Here is a 25,524-nt window from a genome sequence, read left to right as displayed (position 1 = left end):
TTTTACCAATTAGAGGTTTTACTTAGCAAAGTTACCTTGGCAGACTACTAGCTGCCAATGGTACTGCCCAGGTATACCCCAACCTGACACAACCTGTGAGAACCGACAGTCAACTATTGTGACGATACCGATGACTTGACCACGACGGAGACTATGAAGTTCTGGTATAGACACGCCCATGCTTTGACAAAAGATGGAGGCGATTTCATATTCCTTCTTGGTACACTTTTTCGCAGCATGGATTAGAATATCGCCTCGGTAGTTGATGGGCCAGCCACGATTCTCTATATCCTTGGTGGAGTAAATGATTCCCCATGCCCAAGGTTGACGGACGGATATCGCTTTCATGTACTACCCTCCAAAAATTCAGTAGTTGTTGAACTGGAGTGATCGCATTCCTTTTAAAAATCCACCCATTTGATATCAATAATCTGTCCATTTTTTTTAACTAGCTGACATTGATTAATCGGGTCAGATGCCCAATCAATTGCTTTTTGCCGGAGGACATCGCTACCAAAGTGGAGATACTTTCTCATGTCTTGAAGGATGGCTTCGTCATCTGGGATGGCAGATTGAACTATTTGAACCAGGGGCGTGAGCTTTTTTGGTTGCTGTGCTTTTTTGGCTTTTAATGCTTCAACCACGGCTTTTGCAGTTTCTATCTCCTGATTAGAGACAGGCAGTTTTTTCGCAATTGGTACAACGTTAGGTGTAAAGTTCGCCCAAAATTGACTTTCTTCGGGCTTGATTATAGTTGAATAAGCTTGAGGATTAATACAACCAAATTCATCCTTTGGTGGCTCAATACGAGGGGAATCAGGCGTGATTGGTGTTAGGTTCGGTTTTGGAGAAAGTGAAGAAGGACTTTGTTCTAGAGTGGGAGTATCTGTGCTTAAGAACGGCAGAGCATAACTGGCAACAAGTTCAACAACTTCACTGGAAGTCTGAGGTTGGGTAACTCGCATTTGTTCGGGCAAGCAGGCAACTGCACGCGCCTGTTTTGCTATTTGTTGTTCCGAATGGGTGGTATCCATGCCGTTACTGCGACGTGTCTGGATATTAACCACGCGATGAATGAAAGTGGATTGATACCATTCCCATTCAATTGGCAGGTTAGTCACGTCATTGCGAAAGTGTTTGAGTACTTTGGCTTTATTGGCGTGCAGATCGCTGCCATATTCTTTCATCCAGCGGGTAGCAAGGGCGGTTTGGAATTCGTTGTCAAGCTTGCCGTCTTGGTTTCGCCACGGCCCCGAAGGTAGCCAATCCCAGGCAATATCCTTGGGGTTGGTGCGGCGATTGTTAAAAAATGGGTCGGGCGGCGGCGGCGGAACATTTGCCTTTACCAGAGGCTGAATTGCAACTTGCATAGTCTCGGATTTTTTTGACAACGGAGCAGAGAAACTTGAATTAGATTCTTCTTGTAGAATTTGAAATCCAAATTCCGCTTTTTTTTCTTCTCTCTCTTGCTCAAGTTTTAGGTTATTCGGTATGAGAGAGGGATTTAGGGAGAGAGAAGAAGTCTCTTGAGAAATCTCTATGAAATCTCTATATATAGATAAGTTACTCGTTTCGTAATCGGTTGTTACTGATTTCGTAGCTGCTTGTTGACGATTTCGTAACTCCTTGTTACGCGTTTCGTAATCTGGAGTTACCCATTTCGTCAACAAGGACTTTTCAAGGGTTTGAGCGTTTTGGTTGGATACAGTGCGATAAGTAATTGCAGCTAGAGCTTCTGGACAAATGTCGATGTGCATGACATTGGGGAGGACTCCGTAATTGGTTTGCACTGGTTGGAGAATGACTTTGATCAAGCCCATTCTTTCTAACAGGTGCATTGATTCGCGGATACATCGTGGTGAAGCATTGAGTGATTCGGCAAAAGCGTCGGGACTACGGCGCAATAAATCTTCTTTGAACTTTTTCTTCCAGCCGATTTCTTCACCTGTCAACTCATCTCTTTGTAGATATGGACGATACCAGTAAACAATGTCAGCCAAAATATCAATCGCTAACCGATCTGCCTTTTTCTCACCAGACTTAGTTTGATAACAAATATGCTTGTACCAGCTTTTTGGGGTGATGTCGCCCTCGAATTTGATGTGAGCAACAGCATCTACTATCGGGTGTCCTGTCAAGACAGCACTACAGAAATCTCTATTCATACAATTAGGACTCCATTGAAATATGCAGAAAATCCCCTGGTAGTTCCTTGATCTGGTTAATTTAATGAAGGGGTGATGCTCGTTTAACTAATTCACCAAAACCAAGGCTTTCGTGTTCCCGTTCTAAAATCTGTCTGAGCAAAGTACCAAGAGGAATTTTTTTCCATGCAGCAACTTGGCGAAATTCCTCGTACGCTCTTTCTGATAAAGTGACTGTAATCATGTAGCGCTCTGTCATCTGACTCTCCAATATTTGAGATAGTTAAAAGATGTCTATTTAGCTCTTGATAGTACAATTATACTATCAAACATCACAATTGCATAATAAAATCAATGCGTTAGTACAACAATTGTGAGATAACGGCAGCATTCTTTCCGATAATCAATTCTGAGCCGGGGCTGTCCTTGATGATCTGGTAAATGCCTCTTAGTTAATCTGACTGTTGTAAAATTCCGGCGATTAAGTCACCACCAGCTACGTCTACATAACAACGTTTGACTTCTATCGTGTCCCTAGAACGCGATTCCCAAGATAGAAAACTGTTTTGGTCACAGAGCCAATTCATATTTCTATACCTCAAGGATCAGGTTTTCTGCTAGACTCATAGTTAACAATCTCCAGTTTCTAAAGTTTTGTGGTTCCTTATCCCCCGCATTGCCCTTGCGGGGGTTTTACTTTAGTCACACATAGATAGAGATAATTCTTGCAACCGCAGATGTTTGGGAAACTCCTCAATTTCTCCCCCCTTGTGATCACAGGTTTTAAATCGCTGTCCCCCAAGGTGAGCATTAGCACCCAACTGCTTCACAAATACGGGTGTTTTCGATTGTTGGCATTGTTGGACAATTAAATCAATCCATTCGATGTGGCATGGTCTTGAGTTTGGGCCAGACTCACCACCAAGAATGAGCCATTGAACATCTTCATTGACTAATTCCCGTTGATAATCATCACTAATTAATCTTTGGAAAACACCTGCTTGTATAAAGTCAATTTCTTCAAGTAACGGCTCACAAGATAAAAATCGGACTACTGCTGGTATTTGTAATAGTAGAGGAATACGTTTGTCGGCTGTCTGTTGATTCTCTACTGATGTACCAACCCAAATATTTGCAGGTAATTTATCTAATCCGTGACAGGAGAGCCATTCGTTTATAGAGGACAGCATAATTTCTGGGCGCTTGGTGAGGATTTGGAATGTTTGCTTTGGTGCAACGAACATCCCATCGAGCATTTCATGTTGCCAAAAGCGTGGAACCCACTCACCAAAAACATCAGTCATTGAAGAAACAAAATGCTTTCTAGATTTTCTCTGAAATCCCCATTTACGGATAGCTTCTGTATCTAATATTAGCTCTGGTGGTTGTCTAGAGTAGGGTTGCTTGTTTCCGCCAAAGAAAGAATTTTGATTCAACTTCTCGCTATAGCAATTTCTGCAACCCTCTGAGACTTTTTGACACCACCAACCGCCAGTCTTTACACGAATGATATTATCAGTTTGGTCTGTCCATTCTATATTTGTTGGCATAATTACTTCTCTCTCATTAACTTGAAATTGAAAAGTTGAGTATGACTAATAAAACACCTCAAACGGAATATGATTCGCCGTGGAAGCAGATACTACAGTTGTATTTTGAAGATTTCATGCAATTCTTTTTTCCGCAAGCACATAGAGAAATTGATTGGAGTCGTGGTTTTGAGTTTCTCGATCAGGAGCTACAGCAGGTAGTCCGCGATGCTGAATTAGGAAAGCGGTTACTTGACAAGTTGGTGAAAATTTACCGCATTGGGGGCGAAGAATCTTGGCTACTGATTCATGTAGAAGTGCAAAGCCAAGAAGAAACCGATTTTCCCAAACGTATGTTTGTATACAACTATCGGATTTTCGACCGTTACAATCGCTCTGTTGCATCATGTGCAGTACTTGGGGATGACAACATCAACTGGCGACCGTCGCAGTTTGGTTACGAGTTGTTTGACTGCACTGTTCATTTTCAGTTTCCCGTGATTAAGTTGTTAGATTATCAACAAAGGTTGTCGGAGCTAGAAGCTAGCCGTAACCCGCTTGCTACTGTGGTCATGGCTCACCTAGCAGCGGTACAGACCCGTAGCGATAGGTCGCAACGCAAGCAGCAGAAACTGGCTTTAGTGCGTCGGTTGTACGAGCAGGGGTTTGAACGAGATGCTGTTCTCTCTTTATTAGCTTTTATTGATTGGATGTTGACGTTACCGGGAGCATCTCACTTTTTGAAGTGGCTCAAACAGACAATAATCCATTGAGGTAAGCACAGCGATGAGCCAGAACTTGAGGCACATTTTCTCGTTTCCATTGCGCCCCAGAAATCTTTGTTCGACGGTCAATCTGTTTAACGGCAGATTCAACTGACCCAGAACCAATTGAACAAATTTCTTCAGCTTGATGATATTCGTAGTTGATGATGCGATGACGATGCTTATCGAGATAACGACAAAAGTTTTGCACTTGTTTACCCTGACAACCAGTAAATAAGGTTTTGGTTTCTTCTACTTGACCTTTCCATAGTAAAGCTTGTGCCTGTTTCAAGCGTTTCTGTGAACCTCCAATTTTGTGAAGGTTTTCTATTAAATGAAACCAATCCAGTACTTCTCGACGTTGTACATCAGGTGCTAATTGGTCAACAATATTCCAAATGCCGTCATGTCCATCACCAATACAAGTGACTGTACTACCCAGTTGTTGGTGATTAACCCAATCAATTACAACCTGATTATTTTGAAAAGACGTTCCCACGGTTTCATGGTGATGTAAGCTAATCGCTTTATAGCCCAGCCATGCACTTATTTCTCCTGATTGAGTCCGCACACGAATGTTTCCACCATCGACACTTAATTCTTCAACTGTATGTTCTTGTCTTGGCAATTCAAAATTCTGACGATGCACTAATCTCTGTTGACTGCTATTGGAAACCTGTACACCTGTAAAATATTTGATGTCTGATGCTGCATCTTCATAACTAACATTCGCACTTACCCTCAAACAACAAGTTTCTAGATACGGGCTCAGTTGAGTACTCGGCGCAACTTCTAATTCAATGGCTTGTTTGCTAGTTATTGGTAACTCTCCAAGGATGCTTTTGAGTCGTCGTTCATATCCTGCGCTTGTTCCTGTAATCGTTTTGATAAAAAAACCCCTACTTCTGGCATAACGTGCTTCTGCATTTGACTCCGCACTGCTTCTTCAATTCCTGCAAGATTTGTGAGCTTTTCTTTTGACGTATCTTCGTACAATATTTTAGCGATCGCTTGAATATGTTCTTGAAGAGTTTGCTTTTGTTCTGGGGTCATCGGTAAGTAAATACACTCGTTTTACTTATCCTGACTGATTTTCGCCATCTTTGCAAAAAACTGGGATGCTCCCGACGTTACCATTAGATTTAGAACTAGAGTTTAAAAGGGAAGTAGAACAACTGGAGGTAGAAGTGCGTATGCAGTACATGACATCATTTGAGCGAATTGCCCGAATAGAATCTTTGTTAAAAGGCATAGCTTTGGGATTAAAACTCAAATTTGGAACACAAGGACAAAACTTATTACCTGAAATCGAACTGATTGAGGATGTTAATTTACTCGAATCAATCTTAGAAGCAATCGAGACAGCAAATACTGTTGATGAACTGCGTTCTATTTATCAGTCAGCAGGTGACACTCCGCCACTAAATTAGCGTTTTTTGAGTTTGATATCTGATTTTTCAATCTTCAATTAGTAATGATTCAGCTTTAATACTTTTACTCGCTTACTCACAGCATTTTTCAGGTGTAATTTGTAATAATCTCCCCACTTGCAATCGCCTGAACAATGTCTTCTGCCCTTTCTTGCGAAATCGCCTGTTCTGGATTCTTGTAAAACCCAGCGATCGCCTGCTTTGGACGCACAATAATTTGTTGCCCTGTTGCGCGTTTATCCCACACAAAGCAGGATATGGTAATGTTGTCTGTTGCCCAACGAGTACCCCTTTTGTCCTTACGAAAGCAGAAGCGGGGCATAATGATTACAAGCGACGGCGGGTGCTGCTGCAAGAAATCCGCTCGGTCATCACAGGGTTCGAGAAAGCTAGTAAGTAAAAATGCTGCAACACCCACACAAGCTTTGTGGAAGGCATTTTTAATAATTGGGGATGCGAACTCCGAATATGGCGGATTAGTGCAGATCCAATCGCACGCTGGAAACTCATCCCAGGACTTGGATAGTGTTGCATCCAAATGGTAATCAGCTTGTTTGTTCGGATCAATATCATTCGTCCACATTTGCTTGGTGTAGGGCCATACTCTTAACAAAGAAGCAATCGCCCCATGTCCTACACATGGCTCACCAATCACACCGGACAATTTGACATGACGCAGTAGTTCAGTTGTAAACCATGAGGGGGATTCGTAGAAGTTCAGAGGATGCCTACCAATAGTTTGTGGTTGTGGTGTCAGTAGTTGTGCAACAGTCATAAATCTTCTGGTGTTTGTTTGACAATTTTGGCGCTGATTGATTCAAAATCAACGTGAAAAATATTCAAATCCGTCAGCATTTCGCCACTGTTATAGCGGTCTACTATGTGCTGCCTAATAGCGGGTTCTGTTAGCCCATCAGGAATATCAATGTGGGCTTGGGATGAGATTTTCTCGACAAGTGTGACAATGACTTTCATTTACACTCCATTAGTTTTTATTTTGTAACTTGTAAGGAAGTACTAAGGACGGTGTACTACTCACGCTTTAACTGAACCCCTGGCAACAAACGTTCTTCAGGGAATAAACAATCGATTTCATATTCATCATCATCTTCATATCCTTCGGATGAATCATTGATTGATTCAAATTCTTCCACTGCAAAAATAGCCATAGCTACACACGCCCTTTCTGCTGGATGTGTGGCTGATTGCATCCGGTAGCCTTCAGGAACTACATAGCCCTGAATCGCGTAGAAGTTACGGGCTAACTTTTCGATGAGTACGTCTTTCTGGAAGTATCCGAGTTCCATATTTTTTCCTCTTATTTGTTAACATGAAGCAGTTCAGCTAGGGTTCAATAAATCCTTCTTTAAGTACTTTGAGATGATGTTTTTGTTCCAGATGCAGTGCGACAGCTTTAGCTAATTCTTTGTTGTCATAGGGGCTTTTGCCAATAAAAAAATAACCTTGATTTTTTCGGTAATCATGAACTTCTACGCCATCTTGTGCCAAAGAAAGAAGATCATTGACAATTTCGGAATCTACTTCTCGATAGAAATTGATTTCAATCCGAAAGTTTTGATAGGCATAAATTTTGCAATCATACTTATTAGAAGGTAATTTGATGTTTCCGAAGTTCATAAGCTTTCTCACTTTTTACTAGTTGTGTTCTAGCGTATTACCTCCACGGGGTAAAATTATTCCATTGAAACCAGCTTGAGCCAGCCTCCGAATAACTAGCGGTGCGGTGGATGGCTATTGGATTACCCCAGCAACAGCAAGCGTTGATAGCGAATGTCGGTTTATCCTGCAATGTTCCATCTGGTAAGAGAATCTGGTAGACTTCATCCTCAGACCACAGTTCTAGCCACTCCCGTTGCAAGTATTCGGCGTAAAACTGACTCCAGCGAGATTCTAGCCAACGCGATTCTGTTTCACGGTTGTAACGCCACAGCTTGAAGGCGAGGTTCCAATGTGCGAGAAACTCTAGCGCTACAGGCTTAGATTGCATTAATATCTCCTTATCCCCAGGAACGAGCGTTAACTCTTCACACAGCCGGGGAAGCTCTACAGCCATGCCGCCATACTCGACGGTGTACCACTCGATACCGCTGATATTTTGGCTTACCTGTTCTGTCCACAGTGTTTGTCGCTTATCGGCTGTGTCTTGCGCTCTCGTGAGAAACATATCGAAACGCAATACAGCTTCTACTGGGGATAAACCGCCTTTTGCTGTGTGGTTTTGTAGGGCAAGGTCACAGGCTCCTTCCCAACCGGTTGCATTGATTTGGTCTATTTGTTGGGCGATCGCAGCGGCTCTTGGGTCTTGAAATCGTGTCATTAACCTCTCCTTATCTGTTACTTATTCTTTGTTTCATCAACAAACTTTAGAATCTTTTATGGAGATTTGATTTACGGAAATAGGTATTGGTTTAATAGCTGGCATTTAGTAAACCAAAGCTCAAGTTAGTGATAACTTTTGGTAGATGGTCACTAAACCGATACTTTTTCCTTCTTACTGGCGAAAGTCCCCGCCTGTCTGAGGGCGAAGCTGGAATGAGGATGGGCGAAGAATTCTTCAATTGCTTTTGTTAGGGCTGCGGCTCTTGTGTCTTGAAATCGTGTCATTAACCTCTCCTTATTTGTTACTTATTCTTTATTACATCTACAAGCTTTAAAATCTTTCAGGGACAGTTCGATGTAAATAGGTATCAGTTTAATAGCCAGCAGTTAGCAAAAGACAAGTTAGCGGCAACTTCTGATTGATGGTCACTAAACCGATACCTTTTCCTTCTTACTAGCGAAAGCCCCCGCCTGTCTGAGGGCGAAGCTGGGGTGAGGATGTGCGAAGAATTCCTCAACCGCTTTGGTTAGTCCTGCTGCAACTTCTGGGTCATGGCAGGCGTAGACGTAGACTTCTTGCTGAGTACCATTAACCAATCGTGTTTCTTGGCGTGAGCCTAAATGTGGGTAGAATGTTCTCACCCATGTGCCGAGATGACCACGGTAGTGAGTGCCGCTCAGGGGGACTTTTTTACCTAGTTCAATCTCAGCGAAATTCACCACGCCAAGCCACTTTTCTTGTGTGCCGATTAAAGCCTGTCTGTTGTAGTCAGCTATCAGATTAGCAGCGAAGTCTTTGCAATGCTGTTCGATGTAGGGATTGAGTCTGCCGCCTGTCAACTCTGCGAGAGTCTTCATCGCTTGTACGAAAGTTTGCAAACGCTGTTCGACTGGGGGAAGGGCTGGTGTAGAGGGCTGAGATGGAGGTGTAATATTTGGTACAGCTACAACTAAATCTAAAATTATTGTTCTTACTTGGGCTGCAATTTCGGATTCAGTTAGTAGCATTGCAATGCGGAGCGTCCCCAAAGGTGAAAACACCCTGGCTTGGGCTGTTCGGGATGCTAGACCCAGTTTGGAGCGAGCATCAGATAAGTCTTTACCAGTCAATTTTCTAGTTTCGTTATCTCGGAACTCCTTACTGTTTCTCTCGTAGATATGCTTAACACCTTGTATAGAACATTGAAAATACTGAGCTAACTGTTCAACTGTTGCCCAGCCTTGCCCATTCCAAGCGGCAAACACAAGAGCTTTTGCTTTGTTCAATACTTGTTGAGAGCGAGAATCATCCAACCCATCTAATGCAGATGTCCTTAAGGAGGGAGACTCGATTAAAGCGCTTTGGTTCAAAGACAAACTCATGCTAACTCCTTGAATTAATATATTTTTTGGCAGGAGATAAACTTGAAGCCTGGAAATGCTTGAAAAGATGCATCCGCTCTAAGTAGAGATGAGCAGCAATAAATATTGCTGCCCACTTCTAGATTTATGCTGCGATTAATTCTGACTTGTACTTTCGTCGTCGCTGCATTCATCAAAACTCAGCATCTCAAACGGTCGGCCTAATAATTCCTTACAATCAGTAAGTTTTGTTTGGATGCTGGGTAAGATTTCTAGCATCGATAAGCGCCAGACTGCATCAAATGCAGACTTACACATCACTTGTTGTTGATTCTCCTGGCTGCTTATCATCCACCAATTCCCGTCAGTGCATCCGACTTCACCCAACAGACGGTGATTGTGGTATATGCGACCGTCATTGTAGATATCAAAGCCATACTTTTCGCATTCAACGAAAATCTGGGACATGATTTCATTACCAGTGATGAAAATTTCCTCTGGTAACTGTTCTTGTACAGGTAATGTACCTCGTTGATATTGCTGCTTAATGAAGCTGTGGCATCTGGCTGCGGAGAGGTCGCGAAAAATTTCAACTGAGTTAACCAAAACTCGCCAGTATAAATTCTTGTAATTGTCGTGATCGTAAACGACGCTAGCTACAAGATAGTCATCGCCAATAAACGCTTCTTGGTCATAATATGAGATTTCCAAGATTCTTGGCGCTTCTGGGACTTCAAGCGGCGCAGGGAATGTTTCCCTGAGAGTTCCGTCTTTGTGATGCCATTCAATGAAGCGCTGGCATCGGGAAACTGTGGTGTTGCGGAATTTCTCTTTACCATTGACCATCACTACCCAGGGTTGGGTTGCGAATTCATCATAATCATAGGCGATGTAGGCGACCAGTTCTTTGCCACAGTAGACCTCGTAGTGATGGGAAGTGATTTCTACTGTTGTCAGTGGCTCAGGGGCTATGGCTTTGGCTTGAGCAGTAATGTAACTGTCGAGTTCGGCTTGAGCTAGGGCTTGTTCATCAGTGACTTTTTGAGTTTGGGCGGACTGGTAAGTAATAATTGCGTTTATCCAGCACTCTTTATAACGCTTGTCTGTAACTTCAACTTCAGAAACAATTTGCACATAAATAGTTTTGAGTTGTTTAAGAGTTTTTCGTTGCAGTTGTTGTTGGGTGTAGATAGGGTGTGTCATGATAAATGTTGCTCCATTTATAAAGTGGATGTTTTACAAAAGGCGATCGTCTCGAAAGTTTCTCAGGCTAAGGGCGTCGCCTTTTGTTATAAGCTTGGTTTCCCTTGCTTACAACTCCTATTTTATGCTTTTAAAAGCATAATGTCAAGTCTTTAAAAGCATCAGCTATGGTTTTTATGGCTTGCCATTTTTCTTTTAAAGGTATAGAGTTGTTAGGTAAGGAGGTTGTTACTATGTCTGGCATTAGCAAATTGCCTTATGCCTTTGTAGACTTATATAGAAGTCGCAGAGGTATAAGTATGGATATGTCCGTGATCAGGGAGCGGATGGAGGAACTGGGCATAGATTTAGCAACGTTAACCCGCCGCTATTGCGAGATTCGTCGCCGGAAAGGAGATGAGTCAGCAACCCCTGTCAATCGGAGAAATATGCTTGCTAAGGCAATATCTGATCAAGGAAACCCAACGCTGGAAACTTTTATGGACATACTTGCTGCTTTAGATGGCAAAGTCCTAATTGAATGGAAAAGCACAAAGGTGAAAGAATTTGGAGGTGATAATGCAGCATGAGTGCAATCAAATGTAAAGCAATCAACTTCCTAGCATGATTGTTCAACCAGAGGTGGACTAATGAATGAGTTACCACCTAAGCGCAAAAGAGCCACTATCTCTTCATCCAATGACAACGCACCTCCAAATAATTTTGCCCAAAAACATATATCCCCCGAGAAAAACCCAATTACAACTACCGTTACTGCTGTTGAAATCGCTGAATTAAGCGAGCAAGAGCAAAGCTTACGCCTTCATTTAGAACGCAAAGTGGAAAGAGCGTTTTTTGAAGCTGGTAAAGCTTTAATGGAGTTACGCGATGGGCTTACGCCCCGCCGCAGGCGATCGCCGTTTATATCGCTCAACTCACCGTACTTTCGAGGAATATTGCCGAGTTCGCCCTTGGCGTTGGCAAAGCCATCGCTTTGGTCACAGCCGCTAAAAGTCGAACTACTTAATTGCAGCAGCCGATGTGTACGAAAATTTGACAACAATTTGTTGTCAAAATTTGGGAATTGAGGATTTGACAACAAATAGATCACAAATTCTGCCTACCAGTGAAGGGCAAGTTCGACCGATGACGAAGCTAGAACCTCAAAAGCAGTGGGAGGTGTGGCAAGCGGCAGTGCAACAAGCTGGTGGCAAAGTGCCTACTGGTCGTGTTGTCAAGGATGTAATTGACCGGATTCTGGAGCGTACCAAAGTTCCTAACCCCTACCACCTTGGGGAAGTATGCCAGATTGTTGTCAAAGATGACCCAGACTTACGCGGTAAAGGTGACTGCTGGTGTATCGTTAGCCATGTAGGGGAATTCAGCTGTACTGTAACAGCATGGGATGGGCAATATACTGTGAAAATCGACCACCTTAAATCACTCAACTATTTGGATTCGGAATGTCAACAGATGCAGTTAATCAGCGATGGCGCAAGCACCCAGCGAAGCTTAAGCCTTCGGCTATCGCATAAACAGGCTGCGAGACAACGAGAACTTAGAGCAGGCTGCCCGTGCTGTGCTGAAGCACTTGGGTGAGTTGAAACGCCCGTATTTGATCCCTTTTGAGGAAGAGCTTTTGAGTTTTATTGAGCAAAAATGTACAGCTAAAGGTTAATCTGTGCGTGATTGGAGTACTTAAAAGAGTTTAAAGGTTTTGTCTTCCCCCTTTCTACTTAAATGACAAAAATTGAAGTATAAAGCTATACTAAATATATAAAGCTAGTATAGCTTTCAAGTTTGATTAACTAATATCATCCCTAACAGGGAAGAAATTCTCTAGGATTTTTATAGTAAGCCCTCTAATTCAGCAAATTTTCGCAAGCGTGGCAGACACTGACGTTGATAAAAACTGCTCAATGTCGGAATTGGCAACCCAAATTCCTCAGACAATTCTCTCCAGCTAACTTCTGGGGGTAGGCGTTTGAGAATTAACACCTGACAATTCACTTCTGGATGCCCTTGAATGTGAGTATGACGCAGTTCTCCATCAGAGTCTGTTTTGACCCATATTTCCAAGTTTTCCAAAATGGGGGGTGCTTGGGGAGTGGCAGGCAAGTTATCTATGGGGTCAATAGTTTCATTCCTGTCACCCGATGTAGACTGATAATGCCTAAGAGAGACTGTTGTAGCTTGTTCTCGGTGGAGATTTAAGTAAAAGTCTTGTAGTCTGCGTTTTAGGTAAGCATTTAACCAAGTAGTAACACTGCCATAAGTAGGGTCATAGATTTGACCTGTTAAACCTTCGCAGATGTTGCGACAGAAATACAACCAGGTTTGTTGCAGTGCATCTTGATAGTAAGGAGTACTTTCCCTCCATAGTTTTCTAGAAGTTAAGCGGATAATTTGTGTGAGCAGTTTCTGACGCTCTTGGCTTCCAAGTGGGTGTCCACAGGCTTGTGTAATTAGGTATCTTAGGTGTTCATCGGGGTTTTTCTCCACTGAATTACCATACGATAGATCAAGAATTTCCTGATTTATTGTTTGTAAACGCTTATTAACCTCTGTATCAGTATGAACACTTTTTACTTCTAAAGAATTTTGAAGTCCTTTATCAGCCTCAGAAGGAATAAATAAGTGATCATCAAGTAAAGTACTAATTTCTTCTTCTATAACAATCGGTATTAGTTGCTCTTGTTCTTGATAAGCTAGGTTGATTTCCCCAATAATCTGTTCTAACTCAGGATCATCTAAAGCTGTTTCTATAACTTGAGCAAGACTGTCCATATTTCCTTGCTCAAGGGCTAGGATATAGCGATGAATTGCTTGCTCACGAGAAGTAGAATTTTGACCATTACTGTTTTCGTACATCTTATTTGTCCTTTTCAAGTTTCCGCATATTAAGTGCGTAGGCTTGACGCAACCGCACAATCGCTCGGTGTAAGCGTACCCAAGCTGTTCCTTCCTTAATATTTAAGGCTGAAGCTAACGATTTCCCCTTCAGCCCCTCAACAAAGGATAATCTAAGTACTTCTCGATCGCTGTCTCCAGCTAAACAGAGTAGTTCTTCTAAAATAAGCCGCCCATAAGGATCGCTTTGCTCTGGTAAATGATGTAAGAATTCAAACATTTCTGCTTCTGAAGTTAATTCAAAACCAAGTTGCTGAATTTTTTTGCGAACTTGGGGAGTATCTGTAATAGGCGTAATGTGTTGAGATTCATAGCACTGTTCGCGTCGCCTTTTTCGCATCACATTGAGAGCTACACCAAGTAGCCAAGAAAGTGCTGGACGATTAATGTCATAATTTTGTGATTTTTCAAGAGCGATTACGATAGTGTCCTGTAAAATTTCTTTAACTAGCGTCTCGACTTGAGTGCGCTCTTTCACAAAACCAAACTTCCAAATGTAAACTTGAATACCCACCAAAAGTTCTTGATAATGCTGTTCAATAACTTTTCTGAGTAATTTTTGCTTCAATTCTTTATCTTGTGAGCTATGACTGTTCAACGTACCCTCCTAAATATCATCCGAAAGAGATAATTGTTAGAAGGGCTACAAATCCTTTGTGAGCCACAAAAACTTATGAAACTGCACATCTACTATTCCATGCCAAAACATTGCTCCTATTATTCAATTGTCAAAAGGGCAACAAATCCTTACAACCTTCAGGAAAATAATTGAATTAAGGGGATTAGACAGCTGCTTTTCGAGCTAGGGTATGTTCGTACAGTATCTGCGTTAACATTCCTCAAAAAGAATGAAAAGACACTTGCTACTGAAATAAATACTTATACCAGCCTATACCCTGGATTTCTCACTTTACTAGCTATGACACAGCAAAATGAAGAGGTAAAATTACAAAGCGCATGACTTCATCTCATCTGTTAGTGTCAGGGGTTGTCAGATATAGCAATATTGTTTACCCAAAGGCGGATCTGCTTTAAGCAGGGATTGCCGCGAGTTGAGGAAAAAAGAGCTTACTGAGCAAATGGGAGTAATTTATTTGAGATTAGATTGTCTAAAGCTTTAATCTATGAAGGGAGTTCACTATAGATAGTGATTGCTGATTCATAACTGGGAATCATGAGGTTAGAGTGATTTCTAATACTTATGTTCTCTAAATTTTACTTAATCGCTTTTAGTAGTCTGTTGTTAGCTCAAACAATGTTACCCGTTGTTGCCAATAATCTTAATGCCACAATTGTAAGCGTCGGTGACGGTGACACTATACGTGTAAGAACTGGTAATAAAACTGTAACTGTCCGCCTTGCTTGCATTGATGCACCAGAGATGAAACAAAGTCCTTGGGGGCAGCAGTCATCAGCAAGACTTAAACAACTGCTACCAGTGGGACAAGCCATTACTCTACGCCCTGTTGAAACTGATAAGTATAAGCGATTGGTAGCAGAGATTTATGTAGGGAATCGCAGCATCAATGTCAACATGGTGCAAGAGGGAGAAGCTGTAGTTTATCGCCAGTATCTCAAAGGCTGTCCGCAGTCTAAAGATAGCCTGTTACAAGGTGAAAACTACGCCAAACAACAGCGTTTAGCTTTTTGGAGCCAGTCTAATCCTGTAATGCCTTGGGACTTCCGCCACAAAACTACCCAACGGACAACTTCAGCGCTAGCTCAAGGACAGCAACAGAACAACTGTGACCCTGCTTACCCAGATTTTTGTATTCCAAAGAATTCACCAGACTTAAATTGCCGAGATATTAGCCAACGAAGATTTAAAGTGCTGCCACCCGATCCTCATGGTTTTGATCGAGATGGTGATGGCATTGGATGTGAACGGTAGAAGGAGAAAAATTACATGAGATTAATTAAAAAACTTTTAGCATTATTTTTTCTGGGATTTGGAATTCCATTTTCTATTTTGATGATTCTGGAAATGATTAATCCTAAAACTACCCCTAAAGACAAAGAAGGTGCTGTAGCTGCTTTAATTATTTTTACTATTCCGTCAACAGCTATGGGCGGGTGGTTGAGTTGGTCTTTAATAAAGCATCACAAAAGAGAACAAGGATTACTACTTGAGTCAGAACAAAAACGGATTGAGTTAGTGTTTTTAGAATTACTTGAAAACAACTCCGGGAAAATAACAGTATTGCTACTGGCGAAAAATGCCCAGATATCAACTCAGTTTGCTAAACAGTATTTAGATGAGAAAGCTAAGGAACTTAGTGCTGATTTTGAAGTAAATGAGGATGGGAATGTTTCATATCGGTTCTTATTATGAGACTGCTACAATTACAGTAGTTTAGGTCAAGTGATTGCGTTAAAGCTCAGTACCGAAGGCAATAGTATACCTCTTATCCAGATTTTTTCCTGACTAAGAACTCACCAGATTTGAATTGCCGAGATGTTACGCAAAGAAAGTTTAAAGTGCTGCCACCTGATCCTCATGGGTTTGACCGAGATGGAGATGGTATTGGGTGTGAGTAGTAAAAACCAGACTTAATATGATAACTCAGCGTCTCCTGTTGTGAGGAGGGCTGTAGGGCAATTGCACTGCTTAAAACTATGCACTCATGGATTCAGAAGTGAGCAAACCTGACATATTCAATACTCGCTGTGACCAAGTAAATGCAATATCTGCAATATTTGCAGTTTCGTGTGAGTTGTTCCCAATATTAAGCCAATTCTGTTTCCAGCCTTGCAGCAAGCCTTGAAGTTGATCTAATTCACTATTAATTTGGCTTTCTCGCTGGATCAAGGACAAATATAGTAAACTTTCGTCTAACAATACCGGAACTACTTCAAGGCTTGCACTTTTTTGTGACCAAGAGTTAAGACGTGCCAAAGTAGCGGCCAACTCTCCCAATTGTTGTGCGTGGGGTAGATTTAGAAAACTAGCTTCAATTGCACTCCAGTTGGGCATTATAATCCTCCCAGCAACTGCTGGGTAATTTGGGTGACTCGTTCTCGAATTTCGGGGGATCTAATTACCATACTACGGTTATTTTGGCTGGGGCGGATGTTGATGATTGACTCAAAGGCAATTTCCTGAGTGGAAGGAGACCAATCAGCACCCCAAATATCTCGTTGTCTGCTACCGTCTTTAAGCAACTCTTGTTCACATTCGTAATGGCGAACGCCACCACCTGCAATAACTTTGCGTTCGATATCTACTGCTATTTTAATAAATACCTCCCAAGTTTTCAGCATTTCTTTTATCTGTTCACTGGTAGCAGGCTCACGGATGATTAAAATCAATTGAAATTAGTCCTAATTAGCAATTAACAACGTCAACTTATACACTACTGGTTCATGCCAAACAAATGAAGATAGGCAATTGGTAATTTTTAGTTGCGCGTTGAGAACTCGGCTTGGGACAGTGAGAAATTTTAAGACAAACAGATACCTCTTAAATGTTGGCTTTTTCTCAAATGAATCTACCTATAATAATCTCATCATTCATAATCTATTTTTATCAATTATGGCAATAATTCAACTGATTGAACCCGAAGTTAAAGATTTAGGTGGGTTTACTGCCCGCCGGAGTCTGCCATATCTTAATCGCCAAATGGTCGGGGCGTTTATCTTTTTTGATCATCTTGGCCCGTCCGTGTTGCCCCCCAACAGAGGCATTGATGTGCGACCACATCCTCATATTAATCTTGCAACAGTAACTTACTTGTTTGATGGTGCTTTGATGCACCGCGATAGTTTGGGTACTGTGCAGTCAATCCAAGCGGGTGCAGTGAACTGGATGACGGCGGGCAAGGGGATTGTACATTCAGAACGATCTCCGGATCATGACCGCTATAACGAAGCCAGCATTCATGGAATTCACCTTGCCTGTAGAATACGAAGAAACAGATCCAAGGTTTACTCACTATCCTGCTGAAACTCTTCCGACCTGGGAAGAGAATGGCGCTATCATCAAACTCATTGTTGGACAAACACGCTTCTATACCTCACCTGTGAAAGTTTTCTCACCCATTCTTTATTTAGATGTGGTGCTGTCTGCCGATGCTCATTTCATTGTCCCCAATGGTTATTCTGAGAGGGCAGTATACAGTGTCACAGAAGGGTTAAACATTAATGATGAACCGCTAGAGCCATATCGCCTCGCCATTTTAGAGCCAGATAATGAGATAAAGGTTTCTGCTGTCGCTGCTGCTCGATGCATTATTATTGGTGGTGAGCCATTGGGTACACGCTACAAATGGTGGAATTTTGTCTCTAGCCGAGCAGAGCGAATAGAGCAAGCTAAAGCTGATTGGCGCGATCGCCGCTTTGCAACCTTGCCAGATGAAACAGAGTTTATTCCACTACCAGAAGTGGTAACAGAAGCTAATCCCTTCTCCTAGTAGCAGGTCTGAATTCCTCACTTTTTTATTCTAAATTCTGAATTCTTTTTCAATCTTGTAGCTGTTCGGCTGAACCAAAATGATCACGCAATTAAAGTAGCTTGCCACTCTCACAACACCGTTCAAATTTACAAGTGATATACAGCTATACAGCCGTGAGTTCACCAACAGCTACAGACAATTCATCGGTGTTTCTCAGTAATTAGTTGTTCTGGTGCTAAAGCGCCAAGTCAAGATTATTGCAGCGAGGGTTAAACCAATAGCCAATCCCCACCAAAGACCAATAGCTCCATAGCCCGACGTGATTCCGAAAGTATAACCAGTGAATAAGCCAACACACCAATAAGCAAAAATTCCAATCAACATAGGGATTCGAGTGTCTTTGAGTCCGCGTAATGCTCCCGCAGCAGTAACTTGCACACCGTCAACTATTTGAAAAATCGCCGCGACTCCGAGCAATTTCACTGCCAGGGCAACCACCTGTGCATTGTTTTGGTCGTTAATGTCAATGTAAAGAGAAATAATTGACTTTGGCACAAGCCAAAATGCAATGGCTGCTACAGCCATAGATAAAGCTGCAATGGCAATGCCTACATATCCAGCCAGACGAGTGCTAGCGAGGTCATTTTGTCCGGCTAACTGCCCAACACGAATTGTTGTCGCAATAGAAACGCCCAGCGCAATCTGAAACGACATAGAAATAGTTTGTAAAGCAATTTGATGAGCAGCAAGGGCATTTGTTCCTAATTGCCCGCTCAAGAAAGTGACGACAGTGAACAGTCCTACTTCTACTGCAATCAGTCCGCCGATTGGCAGCCCAACCTGAAAAATCTCGCCAATGATATGGCGATGTTCTAAGGTAAAAGCTTTGTAAAATGAGGGTTGAAAAACACCATATACTGCAAATTGAGGTTGATTACATACATAAACTGTCAAAGCAACAAACATACTCCATAGTGAGAGTGTGCTTGCCCAACCAATACCAGCTAAACCCATCGCTGGAAAACCCAGCTTACCAAACATCAGCACATAGTTAGCAGCAATGTTGAGCAAAGTACCCAAAACTACAGTCACCATCACTAATTGCGGTTGCAACAGAGCAGAAAGAAAACTTTTAAGTACCGCAAAGCCTAAAGCAGGAATGAAACCCAGTGCGATCGCTCTTAAATAAGTCTGTGCTAATGCTGCTGTGTTAGCATCCTGCCCTAGTTGCAGGAGTAAACTACCTCCATTGCAAAACAGTAAAGTAATCGGTATTGCTAGTATCAGAGATATCCCTAATCCCAGCCGTACAATTGTCCCGACTTTCTCTTGATTTCCAGCTCCGTATGCTTGAGCAGCTAGGGGACTAACAGCAGAAACAATACCAGTAAACAGCAGCAGACAAAAGCCAAAGATACTAGCTCCTAAACCTCCAGATGCAATGGTCTGACTTCCTAGCCAGCCCATCATTACCGTATCCACAAAACCAGTCGCCCCCTGAGCCAGTTGTGCCAAGGAGAGAGGTATGGCTAACAAGAGGCATTTCTTGATTTCAGAAAACATAATAACCCGATGGAGAGAACAGAGGGTTTTTGAAAAATGTAAACCTGATGAGTGGAAATGTTGCTTTTTTGAACTAAAGTCTTTGCTATGCCTGCCATGTGCGTAAAGAGTGAAATACGGATTATATAGCAAGCAATCGCTTTGGTTCAATTTTTGCTACTAATAGTTGCAATTATCCATTATATTAGTCAATAAATAGTTGCATAATATGATTAGTCAAGAAGAACAGCCAGAGGTCACAATGATACCGCTAACAGAAGTAGGATCTATTAAATGGACAGATGCACGTGGGCAGAAAATGCGTGAGTTGCGTGGCGATATACCGTTAATGGCTTTAGCCAAAAGGCTTACTGAATTTGAAGTAGATATTTCTCGCCAGTACTTGAACAGGATAGAAACAAATACAGAGGTCAAAAACGTTTCCCCAGAACTCATTACTGCTTTGTGTCAAGTATTTGGCTGTACTTTAGCCGAATTACTATGTTTGAAATCAACCAAGATTGTGCAACTAGGGATTGACAACTGTAACTAAAAGTTGCACAATAATGCTCAAGGAGAGCAAGCTGCTTTCCTCAAACACGAAATCCGAGAGCAACTGAATCAAAACTGAAGTGCCGCCGGGAAAAGTAGCCGGAGCTAACCCGGAGTGGCCGGAAGTAAACTTCTAATGCTGAAGCCGCCGGAGAGATTCCGATGACCTACCAAGTCTGAAAACTGGTTGCAAAAAAAATCAAGATTACAGAAGGCGATCGCTACTCCTCAGTAAGTGATCGCCTTTTCAATGGACACCACATGGCTGCACAGAGGACACGGCAACATCCCAACATCTTCTCTACAGCTTAGTGATATCTGGTGTTTTGACATCAGCTGATACGTTTCAAGAGTGGAATATTTTCATGAGGCTTCGCCAATTCTAGATTGAGAGTGTTGTGCAAGCACAACAACTTGACACAAAAACAGAGGCGATCTCTTGACCTGATAAATCTGCGATCGCCTTTATTACCTAATTAAGGTTTTAAAATTATGCCACAAGTTGCAACAACTGTAACCCCTTGCGTCAAAGTTGAAGAATTAAGAGTAGTAGAAGTCTGCTTTGGCTGCCACGAATATTACGCTGATGACAAACTGATAGCCAGCATCACCTATGACCATGACCACTTAACGCAACGCTGGGTAGTCATGGTCAATGATGAAGAACTCCATCGTGCTGCTACCCCAATGCTTTGCCATCGCTACATCTGCTGGGAGTATAAAGCCGGCTCACTACCAGTGCAAGAGCAAGAAGCTCCAGGCGCGACAACTGGGAATGAAATCATGGTTCAGATTGCTGACGAGTGTGAAAAGTACGGTTTTGAAATCCTAGACGATGGTATTTACTACCAAGACCAGAAGCTTGGTCAAGTAGGCTGCACTAACGGCAGATGGTGGGTCACAAGAACTTCGTCAGAACATCAGCAGAAAGTCCCGTGTGACTCTGCTCTTGATGCGGTGTGGTCGTTGTCAATGACTCAACTAACCTGTTGCGAAGACTTGCTAGATAGACCATTCGAGACACTAACGGTTGAAGAATGGCGAAGGCTAGTGGAATATCAGCCAGAAGTTAGTAGTGGTGTAATTGCTCATCAGCAGCCAAAAGCCCTCTGTCTTACTAAAGGGTTTGGTTAAAGTAGCTAGGAAGAGTACGAAAACTGAAAAGCCAGATACCTGTCTGGCTTTTTAGTGTTAACAGGATATGGTAATGTTTGAATAGTATCAGATAAATATCTTTACAAATACTGATACGCATCATATATGCAACGGCATTTTACGCATTCAATCTAGATATTAGTAAAAGCCTCATCTAAAGAGCGAGATGGGGCTTGTTTAACTTTCTTGCACTGTTACTGTAAAGCAATTATGCAGTTAACCAATATTCCATTAGACAGAATAAACTGCGATGTAGCACTGTTAAGCGTAATAAATAATACAGCTTTTTCTAAGTCACAAAATACTAAGGGCAGGATATACAAACACATTTAAAAACAATAACTCTAATAAGGCTGCGCCAAGCATCGATGAAAATGTATTGGTATTAAACACATGACTCCTCAAGAAACATCAGAATTATTTGCCCTCTTGATGCGCCAAGAAGAATTACTCAAGCAGTTGGTCGCTTCAATCAATAAACCGAAACTGGGATTGCACTCTGATGCTGGCAGTTGCAAAATCTACTGCAATCGTCATAACAAATCGTTGTGGTATGTGCTATCGAATAATGAACCAGTTGCGATTACCCAAACTGCTTTAACTGGATATCTGCGAGAACTGAAATTTGATAAGAGCGACAGGAATGGGGAAGAAAAGTGCAAATTGTTGATTTCAATTCAAGCAGACAAACTCTACATCTTAGAAAGCGGCTATGATACGCACTTTTCAAAAAGCATATTAGCAGCCGTTGCCTTGTTGACTCCACAACAGCTTTATTCCCCAGTGACAATTCAACCGCAGGCAGGGGATAAGGGAACTGTGTTGTTCTGTCGCGTGTGGGTAGGGTCTGAGCTAATCATGGCTAACTACAACGAGCAAACGGATTGGCGAGAAATAAGTAAACAGGCTTTAGCTGTTACGAAAGCTGCGAATGAAATGGTGTTTTAAGCAGAAAATCTTAATAAAAATAGGCGGAAAAAATCCGCCTACTTGGGTGAAAAATACTGCTTAAGAACCGATTATTGCAGATTACTTGAGAACCTATTTAAAGTTATGTCTTAAGTATGAATTCATCAGTTAGTTATAAATAGGGTTTGTAACAAATTTTACTATCAGTTGCTCAAACCTTATCTACAGCTTACTGTGCTGTGTATTCATTACCCAAAATAATCTAATGACAACAACAATTGTTCATCCAACTGTCGAAAACTTACAACAGTTTTCTGACTCATTTGACTTATCCAAGCTGTTGAAATCTGAGGGAGTTTTGCCGTGGCTTTTGGCTAACGGTTGGAACTATGACGACAAGACACGATTAATTGCAGACATTGTTGACGAGTCCACGAGTCTTGATGAAGTTTGGGATTCATCAGAGTTTGATTTTAACGCTTTACCAGATGAAGAGAAAGCAAAACTTCATCAAATCTTCGAGCATTTCTATCTGTAATCCTCTGTCACTTTCAACCACTAATTAATCAAAAGGTAACAAAAATGCAAGCCACAATCACACTGACACGCTCTCTATCTCAACCTCTTTTTACTATAGGTCAGCGTACCCAACAGGGAAAAATTATTGGTATCAATTATTCGACTCAAAAGAATCGTCAAGGTTGGTACTATACAGTATTAGTCAATGAAACTACTGGTCAAGCACTAAATTTACTGGAAACACAAATTCATCTCCTAGCAGAGCAAGAAAAAGAAGCCCAAATCCTAGCTGAAATTGATTTACACTTGCAACGGCTAGCGGTTCTTCAAGAAGAGTTGAATACGGATTTGGAAATCCGTACTCCATTTGGTACAATTCCTGCGCCTATCTCTCTGACCCCTCGCTCACCTAACGGCACATCCAGATTATCCGAGCCAAGGAAAAAAAGACTTACTGCTTAACAAGAGTTGCTCATATTTGTCAAAAAGTGGGAACTGAAATCTCTATAAAGTTCCCACATAATTACCAAATGGTAGCAATAAACTATAGCACACTCTACAACAATTGCTGCAAATGAGTAAAGTACAACAACACGAATCAGCTTGGAATGCACTGATGGGGTTAGATAAACGCCATTATGTAGCTACAGGATTTTATGCACTTGGCGACGCTTATTTAATAAGTGGAAAAGACCCCAAATACAAAAATATTATTGTTCTTGTAGAACATCGGCAGAAAACACAAATCAATCATTGGCAATACCAGTGCAAGAAATCCGAATGCTCTCAGCAGCCGACAATCACAACTAACGGTGACGATGGTAACGGGAATTTGAAACGGAAAGCTCCATCACTTAAGGTTTACAACTAAACAAGAGAGCGCAATTGTTGAAAGTATTTCTGGGCAATCGCTACGCTGCTTAGAGATTGAAAGTATTTACTAAATCAGGAGAACGAAAATGGAACTTAATCCTGTTTACGAGCCAAGGCTATTAAATCCATCAAAGGTTTACCAAATTGATGGAGGGTTATATCAGTATTTGCGTCAATCAGGTACTAGTACTAATCCTCGATATGTCTTTGGTCATTTACCTACCCCAGGACACAAAAAGAAATCAGATATAGTTTTAAATCGGACTAAATTAGCAATCCGTTGTCAAGAAGTAGTAGGGATGTCTGCCTCGACTTCTGCGCCTGGAGATAACTCTGAACAACTTCAATTATTTTGAAACAGAATACAGAATTCAGAATACAGAATTCAGAATTTAGTTAAGAAAAGCATTTCAAGCTATTTTAATTATTTCTGAATTTTGATGAAATCTGTTGACTTATTTGTGACCTAGAATTCAGTTTATTCTGACTTCTGACTCCTGAATTCTTCTTTTAAAGTCATGTCAATTTATAAACCACCTGTTGTCAAACGACCCATTAAGTTACAAAACAATGGGTCTACAAAGATAGTTTACCGAACTATCAAAAACATTCATCGGCTAAAAGATAGTCAAGAGTTAGGAACTGCAACTATCAATCGTACATCCTATATGGTTCGGAAATCAGGAACTTATTGGGTTGTGGTCTAGCTTCCAACTATGGCTTTGCAAGAGAGCTTCGCTACACAAGAAGTGAAAAGTAATAATTGGAGAATTAACAGAAATGGTACAAGCAATTGATCACGCTGCTACTTCAAACTTTCTAACTGATGCAGTGGTTGAACGTCATAATTTCTCGCAGTTGAATAAAACCCGTATTCGGTTTCGGATTCAGTTAAAGAAAAGTACAAAATCTGCTGCACCTAAATGGGCTGATGTCTTAAAAGGTGAAGTCTCTGAAATTGAATCAGACCTTGTGAAAGTAACGAATTCCGAAGTTGGGCTCAGAGGTATCAAGGTATTCAAGAAGTTGGACGAAGCCGCCGCCCAACTCAGACAAGAGATTGCTTCTGTGCAGGAGTGGATGTCATCTGATACTGGTGATTGGGTTTGCCCAATTGATTTAGCTCCACTTGTTTGGAGTCAACTTCTTAATATCAGAGATAATATCGCCCCTGGACTGCGTAATCAATTAAAAGTTGATTACGAAGCAGGACTTCTCGATTATCAAGAGCGGATTGACCAGTTCCTCTCACTTAACACTTGGGAATTACCGCAGTCCAAGCAAGAATCAGTAAAAGCCAACTTGCTTCGAGCCTTCCCTACTCTGACTGACCTTGAAGACTACTTACAAGTAATCATAGGTCGTCCAGTGATTATCCCAGCACTGTCTGAGCAACTGAACCAGCAGCAAGCCGAATGTCTAGACCAGATTACCAAGTTCATCCAACAGTATGACCAAAATCTAGAGCAGCGGTTACGTGAATCAGCCCTCGCTGGTGGTGAACAACTTGCTGCTCAATTACTCGAAGAGTTGGCTGATTGGGAACCAGGAAGGAAACCGGTTCTCTTTAAGAAAAAAATGCAACGGCATCTGATGAAGGTTCAGGTGTTACTGGCAAACGCTGATCCTCTTGCTGGCAGCAGCTTGGAGGCGATGATGGCGCACTTGGATTCAATTGTGAATGATCCGGCGATTGAGTCCAAGAATCTAGGTTCAGATACGCGCAGTCAGTTGCAGCAGAAGATGGATTCTATCCGCACCAAGTTGTTAGATGAACAACGTAATCTCCAACAGTTAGCAACTGGCGACGTAGGCTTGTCAAAAGCTACCGTCATGTCGTTCAAGTTCCGGTAAAAAAATAGTCTTGGGCGAGAGTGTATTCGCTCAAGACTAATGAATTTGATGATTAAAAGTGCCATATTCACTTCAAAAAGAATATCGCA

At 41.7% G+C, this 25,524-nt stretch carries 34 protein-coding genes and 2 pseudogenes; 17 read left to right on the top strand and 19 right to left on the bottom strand.

The window, feature by feature from the left end; translation table 11 throughout:
* Nucleotides 1-18: 18 nt before the first annotated feature.
* The 5 genes from WKK05_RS40650 to WKK05_RS40630 all read right to left on the bottom strand — a co-directional run bounded on the left by WKK05_RS40650 (nucleotide 19) and on the right by WKK05_RS40630 (nucleotide 3,694).
* Nucleotides 19-348, bottom strand: a complete 330-nt coding sequence (locus WKK05_RS40650) for an ASCH domain-containing protein (protein ID WP_341532166.1) — start codon at nucleotides 346-348, stop codon at nucleotides 19-21.
* A 53-nt stretch (nucleotides 349-401) separates the two neighbouring features.
* Nucleotides 402-2,165 carry a hypothetical protein gene (locus tag WKK05_RS40645; protein WP_341532165.1) on the bottom strand — a complete coding sequence of 588 codons (1,764 nt, stop codon included), beginning with the start codon at nucleotides 2,163-2,165 and terminating at the stop codon, nucleotides 402-404.
* A gap of 61 nt (nucleotides 2,166-2,226) precedes the next feature.
* Entirely contained in the window at nucleotides 2,227-2,403 is a 177-nt protein-coding gene (locus WKK05_RS40640) for a hypothetical protein (RefSeq protein WP_341532164.1), read from the bottom strand.
* A gap of 193 nt (nucleotides 2,404-2,596) precedes the next feature.
* A complete protein-coding gene (locus WKK05_RS40635) occupies nucleotides 2,597-2,731 on the bottom strand; it encodes a hypothetical protein (protein ID WP_341532163.1) in 135 nt (44 codons plus the stop codon).
* A gap of 111 nt (nucleotides 2,732-2,842) precedes the next feature.
* The gene (locus tag WKK05_RS40630) at nucleotides 2,843-3,694 is read right to left on the bottom strand and encodes a DUF5131 family protein (RefSeq protein ID WP_341532162.1); all 852 of its coding nucleotides are present in this window, start codon (nucleotides 3,692-3,694) and stop codon (nucleotides 2,843-2,845) included.
* A gap of 41 nt (nucleotides 3,695-3,735) precedes the next feature.
* Here WKK05_RS40630 and WKK05_RS40625 point away from each other — a divergent pair.
* Nucleotides 3,736-4,398: pseudogene (locus WKK05_RS40625) on the top strand (cytosolic protein); the annotation flags it as partial.
* A gap of 25 nt (nucleotides 4,399-4,423) precedes the next feature.
* On the opposite strand, the gene WKK05_RS40620 reads toward WKK05_RS40625, so the two are convergent.
* Nucleotides 4,424-5,490, bottom strand: a protein-coding gene (locus WKK05_RS40620; RefSeq protein ID WP_341532161.1) for an ISKra4 family transposase whose coding sequence is annotated in 2 segments (ribosomal slippage) — nucleotides 4,424-5,334 and nucleotides 5,334-5,490 — 1,068 coding nt in all. Because the reading frame shifts where the segments join, the coding sequence is not laid out codon by codon here.
* A 65-nt stretch (nucleotides 5,491-5,555) separates the two neighbouring features.
* On the opposite strand from WKK05_RS40620, the gene WKK05_RS40615 reads away from it, so the two are divergent.
* Entirely contained in the window at nucleotides 5,556-5,867 is a 312-nt protein-coding gene (locus WKK05_RS40615; RefSeq protein ID WP_341532160.1) for a hypothetical protein, read from the top strand.
* Between the two features lie 88 nt (nucleotides 5,868-5,955).
* Here the strand turns inward: WKK05_RS40615 and WKK05_RS40610 are convergent, their stop codons facing one another.
* The 8 genes from WKK05_RS40610 to WKK05_RS40575 form a co-directional block, all read right to left on the bottom strand.
* A complete protein-coding gene (locus WKK05_RS40610) occupies nucleotides 5,956-6,642 on the bottom strand; it encodes a hypothetical protein (protein ID WP_341532159.1) in 687 nt (228 codons plus the stop codon).
* Complete coding sequence (locus tag WKK05_RS40605) at nucleotides 6,639-6,842, bottom strand: hypothetical protein (RefSeq protein WP_341532158.1); 204 nt, start codon at nucleotides 6,840-6,842, stop codon at nucleotides 6,639-6,641. Before WKK05_RS40605 ends, WKK05_RS40610 begins: the two co-directional genes overlap by 4 nt.
* 56 nt (nucleotides 6,843-6,898) lie before the next feature.
* A complete protein-coding gene (locus WKK05_RS40600) occupies nucleotides 6,899-7,174 on the bottom strand; it encodes a hypothetical protein (protein ID WP_341532157.1) in 276 nt (91 codons plus the stop codon).
* 37 nt (nucleotides 7,175-7,211) lie between these two features.
* On the bottom strand, nucleotides 7,212-7,505 hold the full coding sequence (locus WKK05_RS40595; protein WP_341532156.1) for a hypothetical protein: 294 nt from the start codon (nucleotides 7,503-7,505) through the stop codon (nucleotides 7,212-7,214).
* Between the two features lie 37 nt (nucleotides 7,506-7,542).
* Nucleotides 7,543-8,205, bottom strand: coding sequence for a hypothetical protein (locus WKK05_RS40590; RefSeq protein ID WP_341532155.1), 663 nt, complete (start codon nucleotides 8,203-8,205; stop codon nucleotides 7,543-7,545).
* A gap of 152 nt (nucleotides 8,206-8,357) precedes the next feature.
* Nucleotides 8,358-8,492 (bottom strand): hypothetical protein, encoded by a 135-nt coding sequence (locus WKK05_RS40585; protein WP_341532154.1) that lies wholly within the window; start codon nucleotides 8,490-8,492, stop codon nucleotides 8,358-8,360.
* Between the two features lie 144 nt (nucleotides 8,493-8,636).
* On the bottom strand, nucleotides 8,637-9,569 hold the full coding sequence (locus WKK05_RS40580; protein ID WP_341532153.1) for a hypothetical protein: 933 nt from the start codon (nucleotides 9,567-9,569) through the stop codon (nucleotides 8,637-8,639).
* A 135-nt stretch (nucleotides 9,570-9,704) separates the two neighbouring features.
* Nucleotides 9,705-10,751: a hypothetical protein gene (locus tag WKK05_RS40575; protein WP_341532152.1), complete on the bottom strand. Its 1,047-nt coding sequence runs from the start codon at nucleotides 10,749-10,751 to the stop codon at nucleotides 9,705-9,707.
* A gap of 233 nt (nucleotides 10,752-10,984) precedes the next feature.
* Between WKK05_RS40575 and WKK05_RS40570 the strand changes: the two genes are divergently transcribed.
* Genes WKK05_RS40570 through WKK05_RS40560 form a run of 3 tightly spaced genes read left to right on the top strand, consistent with a single transcriptional unit; the run spans nucleotide 10,985 to nucleotide 12,329 of the window.
* Nucleotides 10,985-11,320 carry a hypothetical protein gene (locus WKK05_RS40570; protein WP_341532151.1) on the top strand — a complete coding sequence of 112 codons (336 nt, stop codon included), beginning with the start codon at nucleotides 10,985-10,987 and terminating at the stop codon, nucleotides 11,318-11,320.
* Nucleotides 11,321-11,380: 60 nt separating this feature from the next.
* The gene (locus WKK05_RS40565; RefSeq protein ID WP_341532150.1) at nucleotides 11,381-11,818 is read left to right on the top strand and encodes a hypothetical protein; all 438 of its coding nucleotides are present in this window, start codon (nucleotides 11,381-11,383) and stop codon (nucleotides 11,816-11,818) included.
* Between the two features lie 4 nt (nucleotides 11,819-11,822).
* Nucleotides 11,823-12,329 carry a hypothetical protein gene (locus WKK05_RS40560; RefSeq protein ID WP_341532149.1) on the top strand — a complete coding sequence of 169 codons (507 nt, stop codon included), beginning with the start codon at nucleotides 11,823-11,825 and terminating at the stop codon, nucleotides 12,327-12,329.
* A 249-nt stretch (nucleotides 12,330-12,578) separates the two neighbouring features.
* On the opposite strand, the gene WKK05_RS40555 is transcribed toward WKK05_RS40560, so the two are convergent.
* Entirely contained in the window at nucleotides 12,579-13,232 is a 654-nt protein-coding gene (locus WKK05_RS40555; protein WP_341532199.1) for a sigma-70 family RNA polymerase sigma factor, read from the bottom strand.
* Between the two features lie 370 nt (nucleotides 13,233-13,602).
* Nucleotides 13,603-14,238 carry a sigma-70 family RNA polymerase sigma factor gene (locus WKK05_RS40550; RefSeq protein ID WP_341532148.1) on the bottom strand — a complete coding sequence of 212 codons (636 nt, stop codon included), beginning with the start codon at nucleotides 14,236-14,238 and terminating at the stop codon, nucleotides 13,603-13,605.
* Nucleotides 14,239-14,841: 603 nt separating this feature from the next.
* Between WKK05_RS40550 and WKK05_RS40545 the strand changes: the two genes are divergently transcribed.
* Nucleotides 14,842-15,531: a thermonuclease family protein gene (locus WKK05_RS40545; protein ID WP_341532147.1), complete on the top strand. Its 690-nt coding sequence runs from the start codon at nucleotides 14,842-14,844 to the stop codon at nucleotides 15,529-15,531.
* 15 nt (nucleotides 15,532-15,546) lie between these two features.
* Nucleotides 15,547-15,972, top strand: a complete 426-nt coding sequence (locus WKK05_RS40540; protein WP_289794525.1) for a hypothetical protein — start codon at nucleotides 15,547-15,549, stop codon at nucleotides 15,970-15,972.
* Between the two features lie 282 nt (nucleotides 15,973-16,254).
* On the opposite strand, the gene WKK05_RS40535 is transcribed toward WKK05_RS40540, so the two are convergent.
* Both WKK05_RS40535 and WKK05_RS40530 read right to left on the bottom strand, forming a co-directional pair.
* Nucleotides 16,255-16,614, bottom strand: a complete 360-nt coding sequence (locus tag WKK05_RS40535; RefSeq protein WP_341532146.1) for a hypothetical protein — start codon at nucleotides 16,612-16,614, stop codon at nucleotides 16,255-16,257.
* Nucleotides 16,614-16,949: a DUF5674 family protein gene (locus WKK05_RS40530; RefSeq protein WP_341532145.1), complete on the bottom strand. Its 336-nt coding sequence runs from the start codon at nucleotides 16,947-16,949 to the stop codon at nucleotides 16,614-16,616. The genes WKK05_RS40535 and WKK05_RS40530 overlap by 1 nt, the downstream gene beginning before the upstream one ends.
* A gap of 223 nt (nucleotides 16,950-17,172) precedes the next feature.
* Between WKK05_RS40530 and WKK05_RS40525 the strand changes: the two are divergent.
* Nucleotides 17,173-18,049 (top strand): annotated as a pseudogene (locus WKK05_RS40525) (pirin family protein).
* 195 nt (nucleotides 18,050-18,244) lie between these two features.
* On the opposite strand, the gene WKK05_RS40520 reads toward WKK05_RS40525, so the two are convergent.
* Nucleotides 18,245-19,594: an MATE family efflux transporter gene (locus tag WKK05_RS40520; RefSeq protein ID WP_341532144.1), complete on the bottom strand. Its 1,350-nt coding sequence runs from the start codon at nucleotides 19,592-19,594 to the stop codon at nucleotides 18,245-18,247.
* Between the two features lie 208 nt (nucleotides 19,595-19,802).
* Between WKK05_RS40520 and WKK05_RS40515 the strand changes: the two genes are divergently transcribed.
* The 9 genes from WKK05_RS40515 (at nucleotide 19,803) to WKK05_RS40475 (ending at nucleotide 25,435) form a co-directional block, all read left to right on the top strand.
* Complete coding sequence (locus WKK05_RS40515) at nucleotides 19,803-20,126, top strand: helix-turn-helix transcriptional regulator (protein WP_341532143.1); 324 nt, start codon at nucleotides 19,803-19,805, stop codon at nucleotides 20,124-20,126.
* 491 nt (nucleotides 20,127-20,617) lie between these two features.
* On the top strand, nucleotides 20,618-21,259 hold the full coding sequence (locus WKK05_RS40510; RefSeq protein ID WP_341532142.1) for a hypothetical protein: 642 nt from the start codon (nucleotides 20,618-20,620) through the stop codon (nucleotides 21,257-21,259).
* Between the two features lie 414 nt (nucleotides 21,260-21,673).
* On the top strand, nucleotides 21,674-22,228 hold the full coding sequence (locus WKK05_RS40505; RefSeq protein WP_341532141.1) for a hypothetical protein: 555 nt from the start codon (nucleotides 21,674-21,676) through the stop codon (nucleotides 22,226-22,228).
* Between the two features lie 226 nt (nucleotides 22,229-22,454).
* On the top strand, nucleotides 22,455-22,727 hold the full coding sequence (locus WKK05_RS40500; protein ID WP_341532140.1) for a hypothetical protein: 273 nt from the start codon (nucleotides 22,455-22,457) through the stop codon (nucleotides 22,725-22,727).
* A 44-nt stretch (nucleotides 22,728-22,771) separates the two neighbouring features.
* Nucleotides 22,772-23,170 carry a hypothetical protein gene (locus WKK05_RS40495; RefSeq protein ID WP_341532139.1) on the top strand — a complete coding sequence of 133 codons (399 nt, stop codon included), beginning with the start codon at nucleotides 22,772-22,774 and terminating at the stop codon, nucleotides 23,168-23,170.
* Between the two features lie 112 nt (nucleotides 23,171-23,282).
* Nucleotides 23,283-23,579: a hypothetical protein gene (locus tag WKK05_RS40490; protein ID WP_341532138.1), complete on the top strand. Its 297-nt coding sequence runs from the start codon at nucleotides 23,283-23,285 to the stop codon at nucleotides 23,577-23,579.
* A gap of 88 nt (nucleotides 23,580-23,667) precedes the next feature.
* Nucleotides 23,668-23,937 carry a hypothetical protein gene (locus WKK05_RS40485; RefSeq protein ID WP_341532137.1) on the top strand — a complete coding sequence of 90 codons (270 nt, stop codon included), beginning with the start codon at nucleotides 23,668-23,670 and terminating at the stop codon, nucleotides 23,935-23,937.
* A gap of 162 nt (nucleotides 23,938-24,099) precedes the next feature.
* Complete coding sequence (locus WKK05_RS40480; RefSeq protein WP_341532136.1) at nucleotides 24,100-24,288, top strand: hypothetical protein; 189 nt, start codon at nucleotides 24,100-24,102, stop codon at nucleotides 24,286-24,288.
* Nucleotides 24,289-24,361: 73 nt separating this feature from the next.
* Nucleotides 24,362-25,435 carry a hypothetical protein gene (locus tag WKK05_RS40475; RefSeq protein WP_341532135.1) on the top strand — a complete coding sequence of 358 codons (1,074 nt, stop codon included), beginning with the start codon at nucleotides 24,362-24,364 and terminating at the stop codon, nucleotides 25,433-25,435.
* The last annotated feature ends 89 nt before the right edge of the window (nucleotides 25,436-25,524 follow it).

The organism is Nostoc sp. UHCC 0302 (assembly GCF_038096175.1).
In the GTDB taxonomy this organism is placed as follows: domain Bacteria; phylum Cyanobacteriota; class Cyanobacteriia; order Cyanobacteriales; family Nostocaceae; genus UHCC-0302.
This window is presented reverse-complemented; position numbering and strand designations above follow the sequence as displayed.

Bases quoted from the DNA above. Each gene is read 5' to 3' on its own strand.
- WKK05_RS40580 (WP_341532153.1), bottom strand. From the start codon at position 9,569: ATGAGTTTGTCTTTGAACCAAAGCGCTTTAATCGAGTCTCCCTCCTTA.
- WKK05_RS40490 (WP_341532138.1), top strand. From the start codon at position 23,283: ATGAGTAAAGTACAACAACACGAATCAGCTTGGAATGCACTGATGGGG.
- WKK05_RS40595 (WP_341532156.1), bottom strand. From the start codon at position 7,505: ATGAACTTCGGAAACATCAAATTACCTTCTAATAAGTATGATTGCAAA.
- WKK05_RS40495 (WP_341532139.1), top strand. From the start codon at position 22,772: ATGCAAGCCACAATCACACTGACACGCTCTCTATCTCAACCTCTTTTT.
- WKK05_RS40650 (WP_341532166.1), bottom strand. From the start codon at position 348: ATGAAAGCGATATCCGTCCGTCAACCTTGGGCATGGGGAATCATTTAC.
- WKK05_RS40590 (WP_341532155.1), bottom strand. From the start codon at position 8,205: ATGACACGATTTCAAGACCCAAGAGCCGCTGCGATCGCCCAACAAATA.
- WKK05_RS40485 (WP_341532137.1), top strand. From the start codon at position 23,668: ATGGAACTTAATCCTGTTTACGAGCCAAGGCTATTAAATCCATCAAAG.
- WKK05_RS40630 (WP_341532162.1), bottom strand. From the start codon at position 3,694: ATGCCAACAAATATAGAATGGACAGACCAAACTGATAATATCATTCGT.
- WKK05_RS40515 (WP_341532143.1), top strand. From the start codon at position 19,803: ATGATTAGTCAAGAAGAACAGCCAGAGGTCACAATGATACCGCTAACA.
- WKK05_RS40635 (WP_341532163.1), bottom strand. From the start codon at position 2,731: ATGAATTGGCTCTGTGACCAAAACAGTTTTCTATCTTGGGAATCGCGT.
- WKK05_RS40475 (WP_341532135.1), top strand. From the start codon at position 24,362: ATGGTACAAGCAATTGATCACGCTGCTACTTCAAACTTTCTAACTGAT.
- WKK05_RS40480 (WP_341532136.1), top strand. From the start codon at position 24,100: ATGTCAATTTATAAACCACCTGTTGTCAAACGACCCATTAAGTTACAA.
- WKK05_RS40615 (WP_341532160.1), top strand. From the start codon at position 5,556: ATGCTCCCGACGTTACCATTAGATTTAGAACTAGAGTTTAAAAGGGAA.
- WKK05_RS40600 (WP_341532157.1), bottom strand. From the start codon at position 7,174: ATGGAACTCGGATACTTCCAGAAAGACGTACTCATCGAAAAGTTAGCC.
- WKK05_RS40540 (WP_289794525.1), top strand. From the start codon at position 15,547: ATGAGATTAATTAAAAAACTTTTAGCATTATTTTTTCTGGGATTTGGA.
- WKK05_RS40500 (WP_341532140.1), top strand. From the start codon at position 22,455: ATGACAACAACAATTGTTCATCCAACTGTCGAAAACTTACAACAGTTT.
- WKK05_RS40610 (WP_341532159.1), bottom strand. From the start codon at position 6,642: ATGACTGTTGCACAACTACTGACACCACAACCACAAACTATTGGTAGG.
- WKK05_RS40640 (WP_341532164.1), bottom strand. From the start codon at position 2,403: ATGACAGAGCGCTACATGATTACAGTCACTTTATCAGAAAGAGCGTAC.
- WKK05_RS40520 (WP_341532144.1), bottom strand. From the start codon at position 19,594: ATGTTTTCTGAAATCAAGAAATGCCTCTTGTTAGCCATACCTCTCTCC.
- WKK05_RS40505 (WP_341532141.1), top strand. From the start codon at position 21,674: ATGACTCCTCAAGAAACATCAGAATTATTTGCCCTCTTGATGCGCCAA.
- WKK05_RS40510 (WP_341532142.1), top strand. From the start codon at position 20,618: ATGCCACAAGTTGCAACAACTGTAACCCCTTGCGTCAAAGTTGAAGAA.
- WKK05_RS40570 (WP_341532151.1), top strand. From the start codon at position 10,985: ATGTCTGGCATTAGCAAATTGCCTTATGCCTTTGTAGACTTATATAGA.
- WKK05_RS40575 (WP_341532152.1), bottom strand. From the start codon at position 10,751: ATGACACACCCTATCTACACCCAACAACAACTGCAACGAAAAACTCTT.
- WKK05_RS40605 (WP_341532158.1), bottom strand. From the start codon at position 6,842: ATGAAAGTCATTGTCACACTTGTCGAGAAAATCTCATCCCAAGCCCAC.
- WKK05_RS40545 (WP_341532147.1), top strand. From the start codon at position 14,842: ATGTTCTCTAAATTTTACTTAATCGCTTTTAGTAGTCTGTTGTTAGCT.
- WKK05_RS40585 (WP_341532154.1), bottom strand. From the start codon at position 8,492: ATGACACGATTTCAAGACACAAGAGCCGCAGCCCTAACAAAAGCAATT.
- WKK05_RS40645 (WP_341532165.1), bottom strand. From the start codon at position 2,165: ATGAATAGAGATTTCTGTAGTGCTGTCTTGACAGGACACCCGATAGTA.
- WKK05_RS40535 (WP_341532146.1), bottom strand. From the start codon at position 16,614: ATGCCCAACTGGAGTGCAATTGAAGCTAGTTTTCTAAATCTACCCCAC.
- WKK05_RS40565 (WP_341532150.1), top strand. From the start codon at position 11,381: ATGAATGAGTTACCACCTAAGCGCAAAAGAGCCACTATCTCTTCATCC.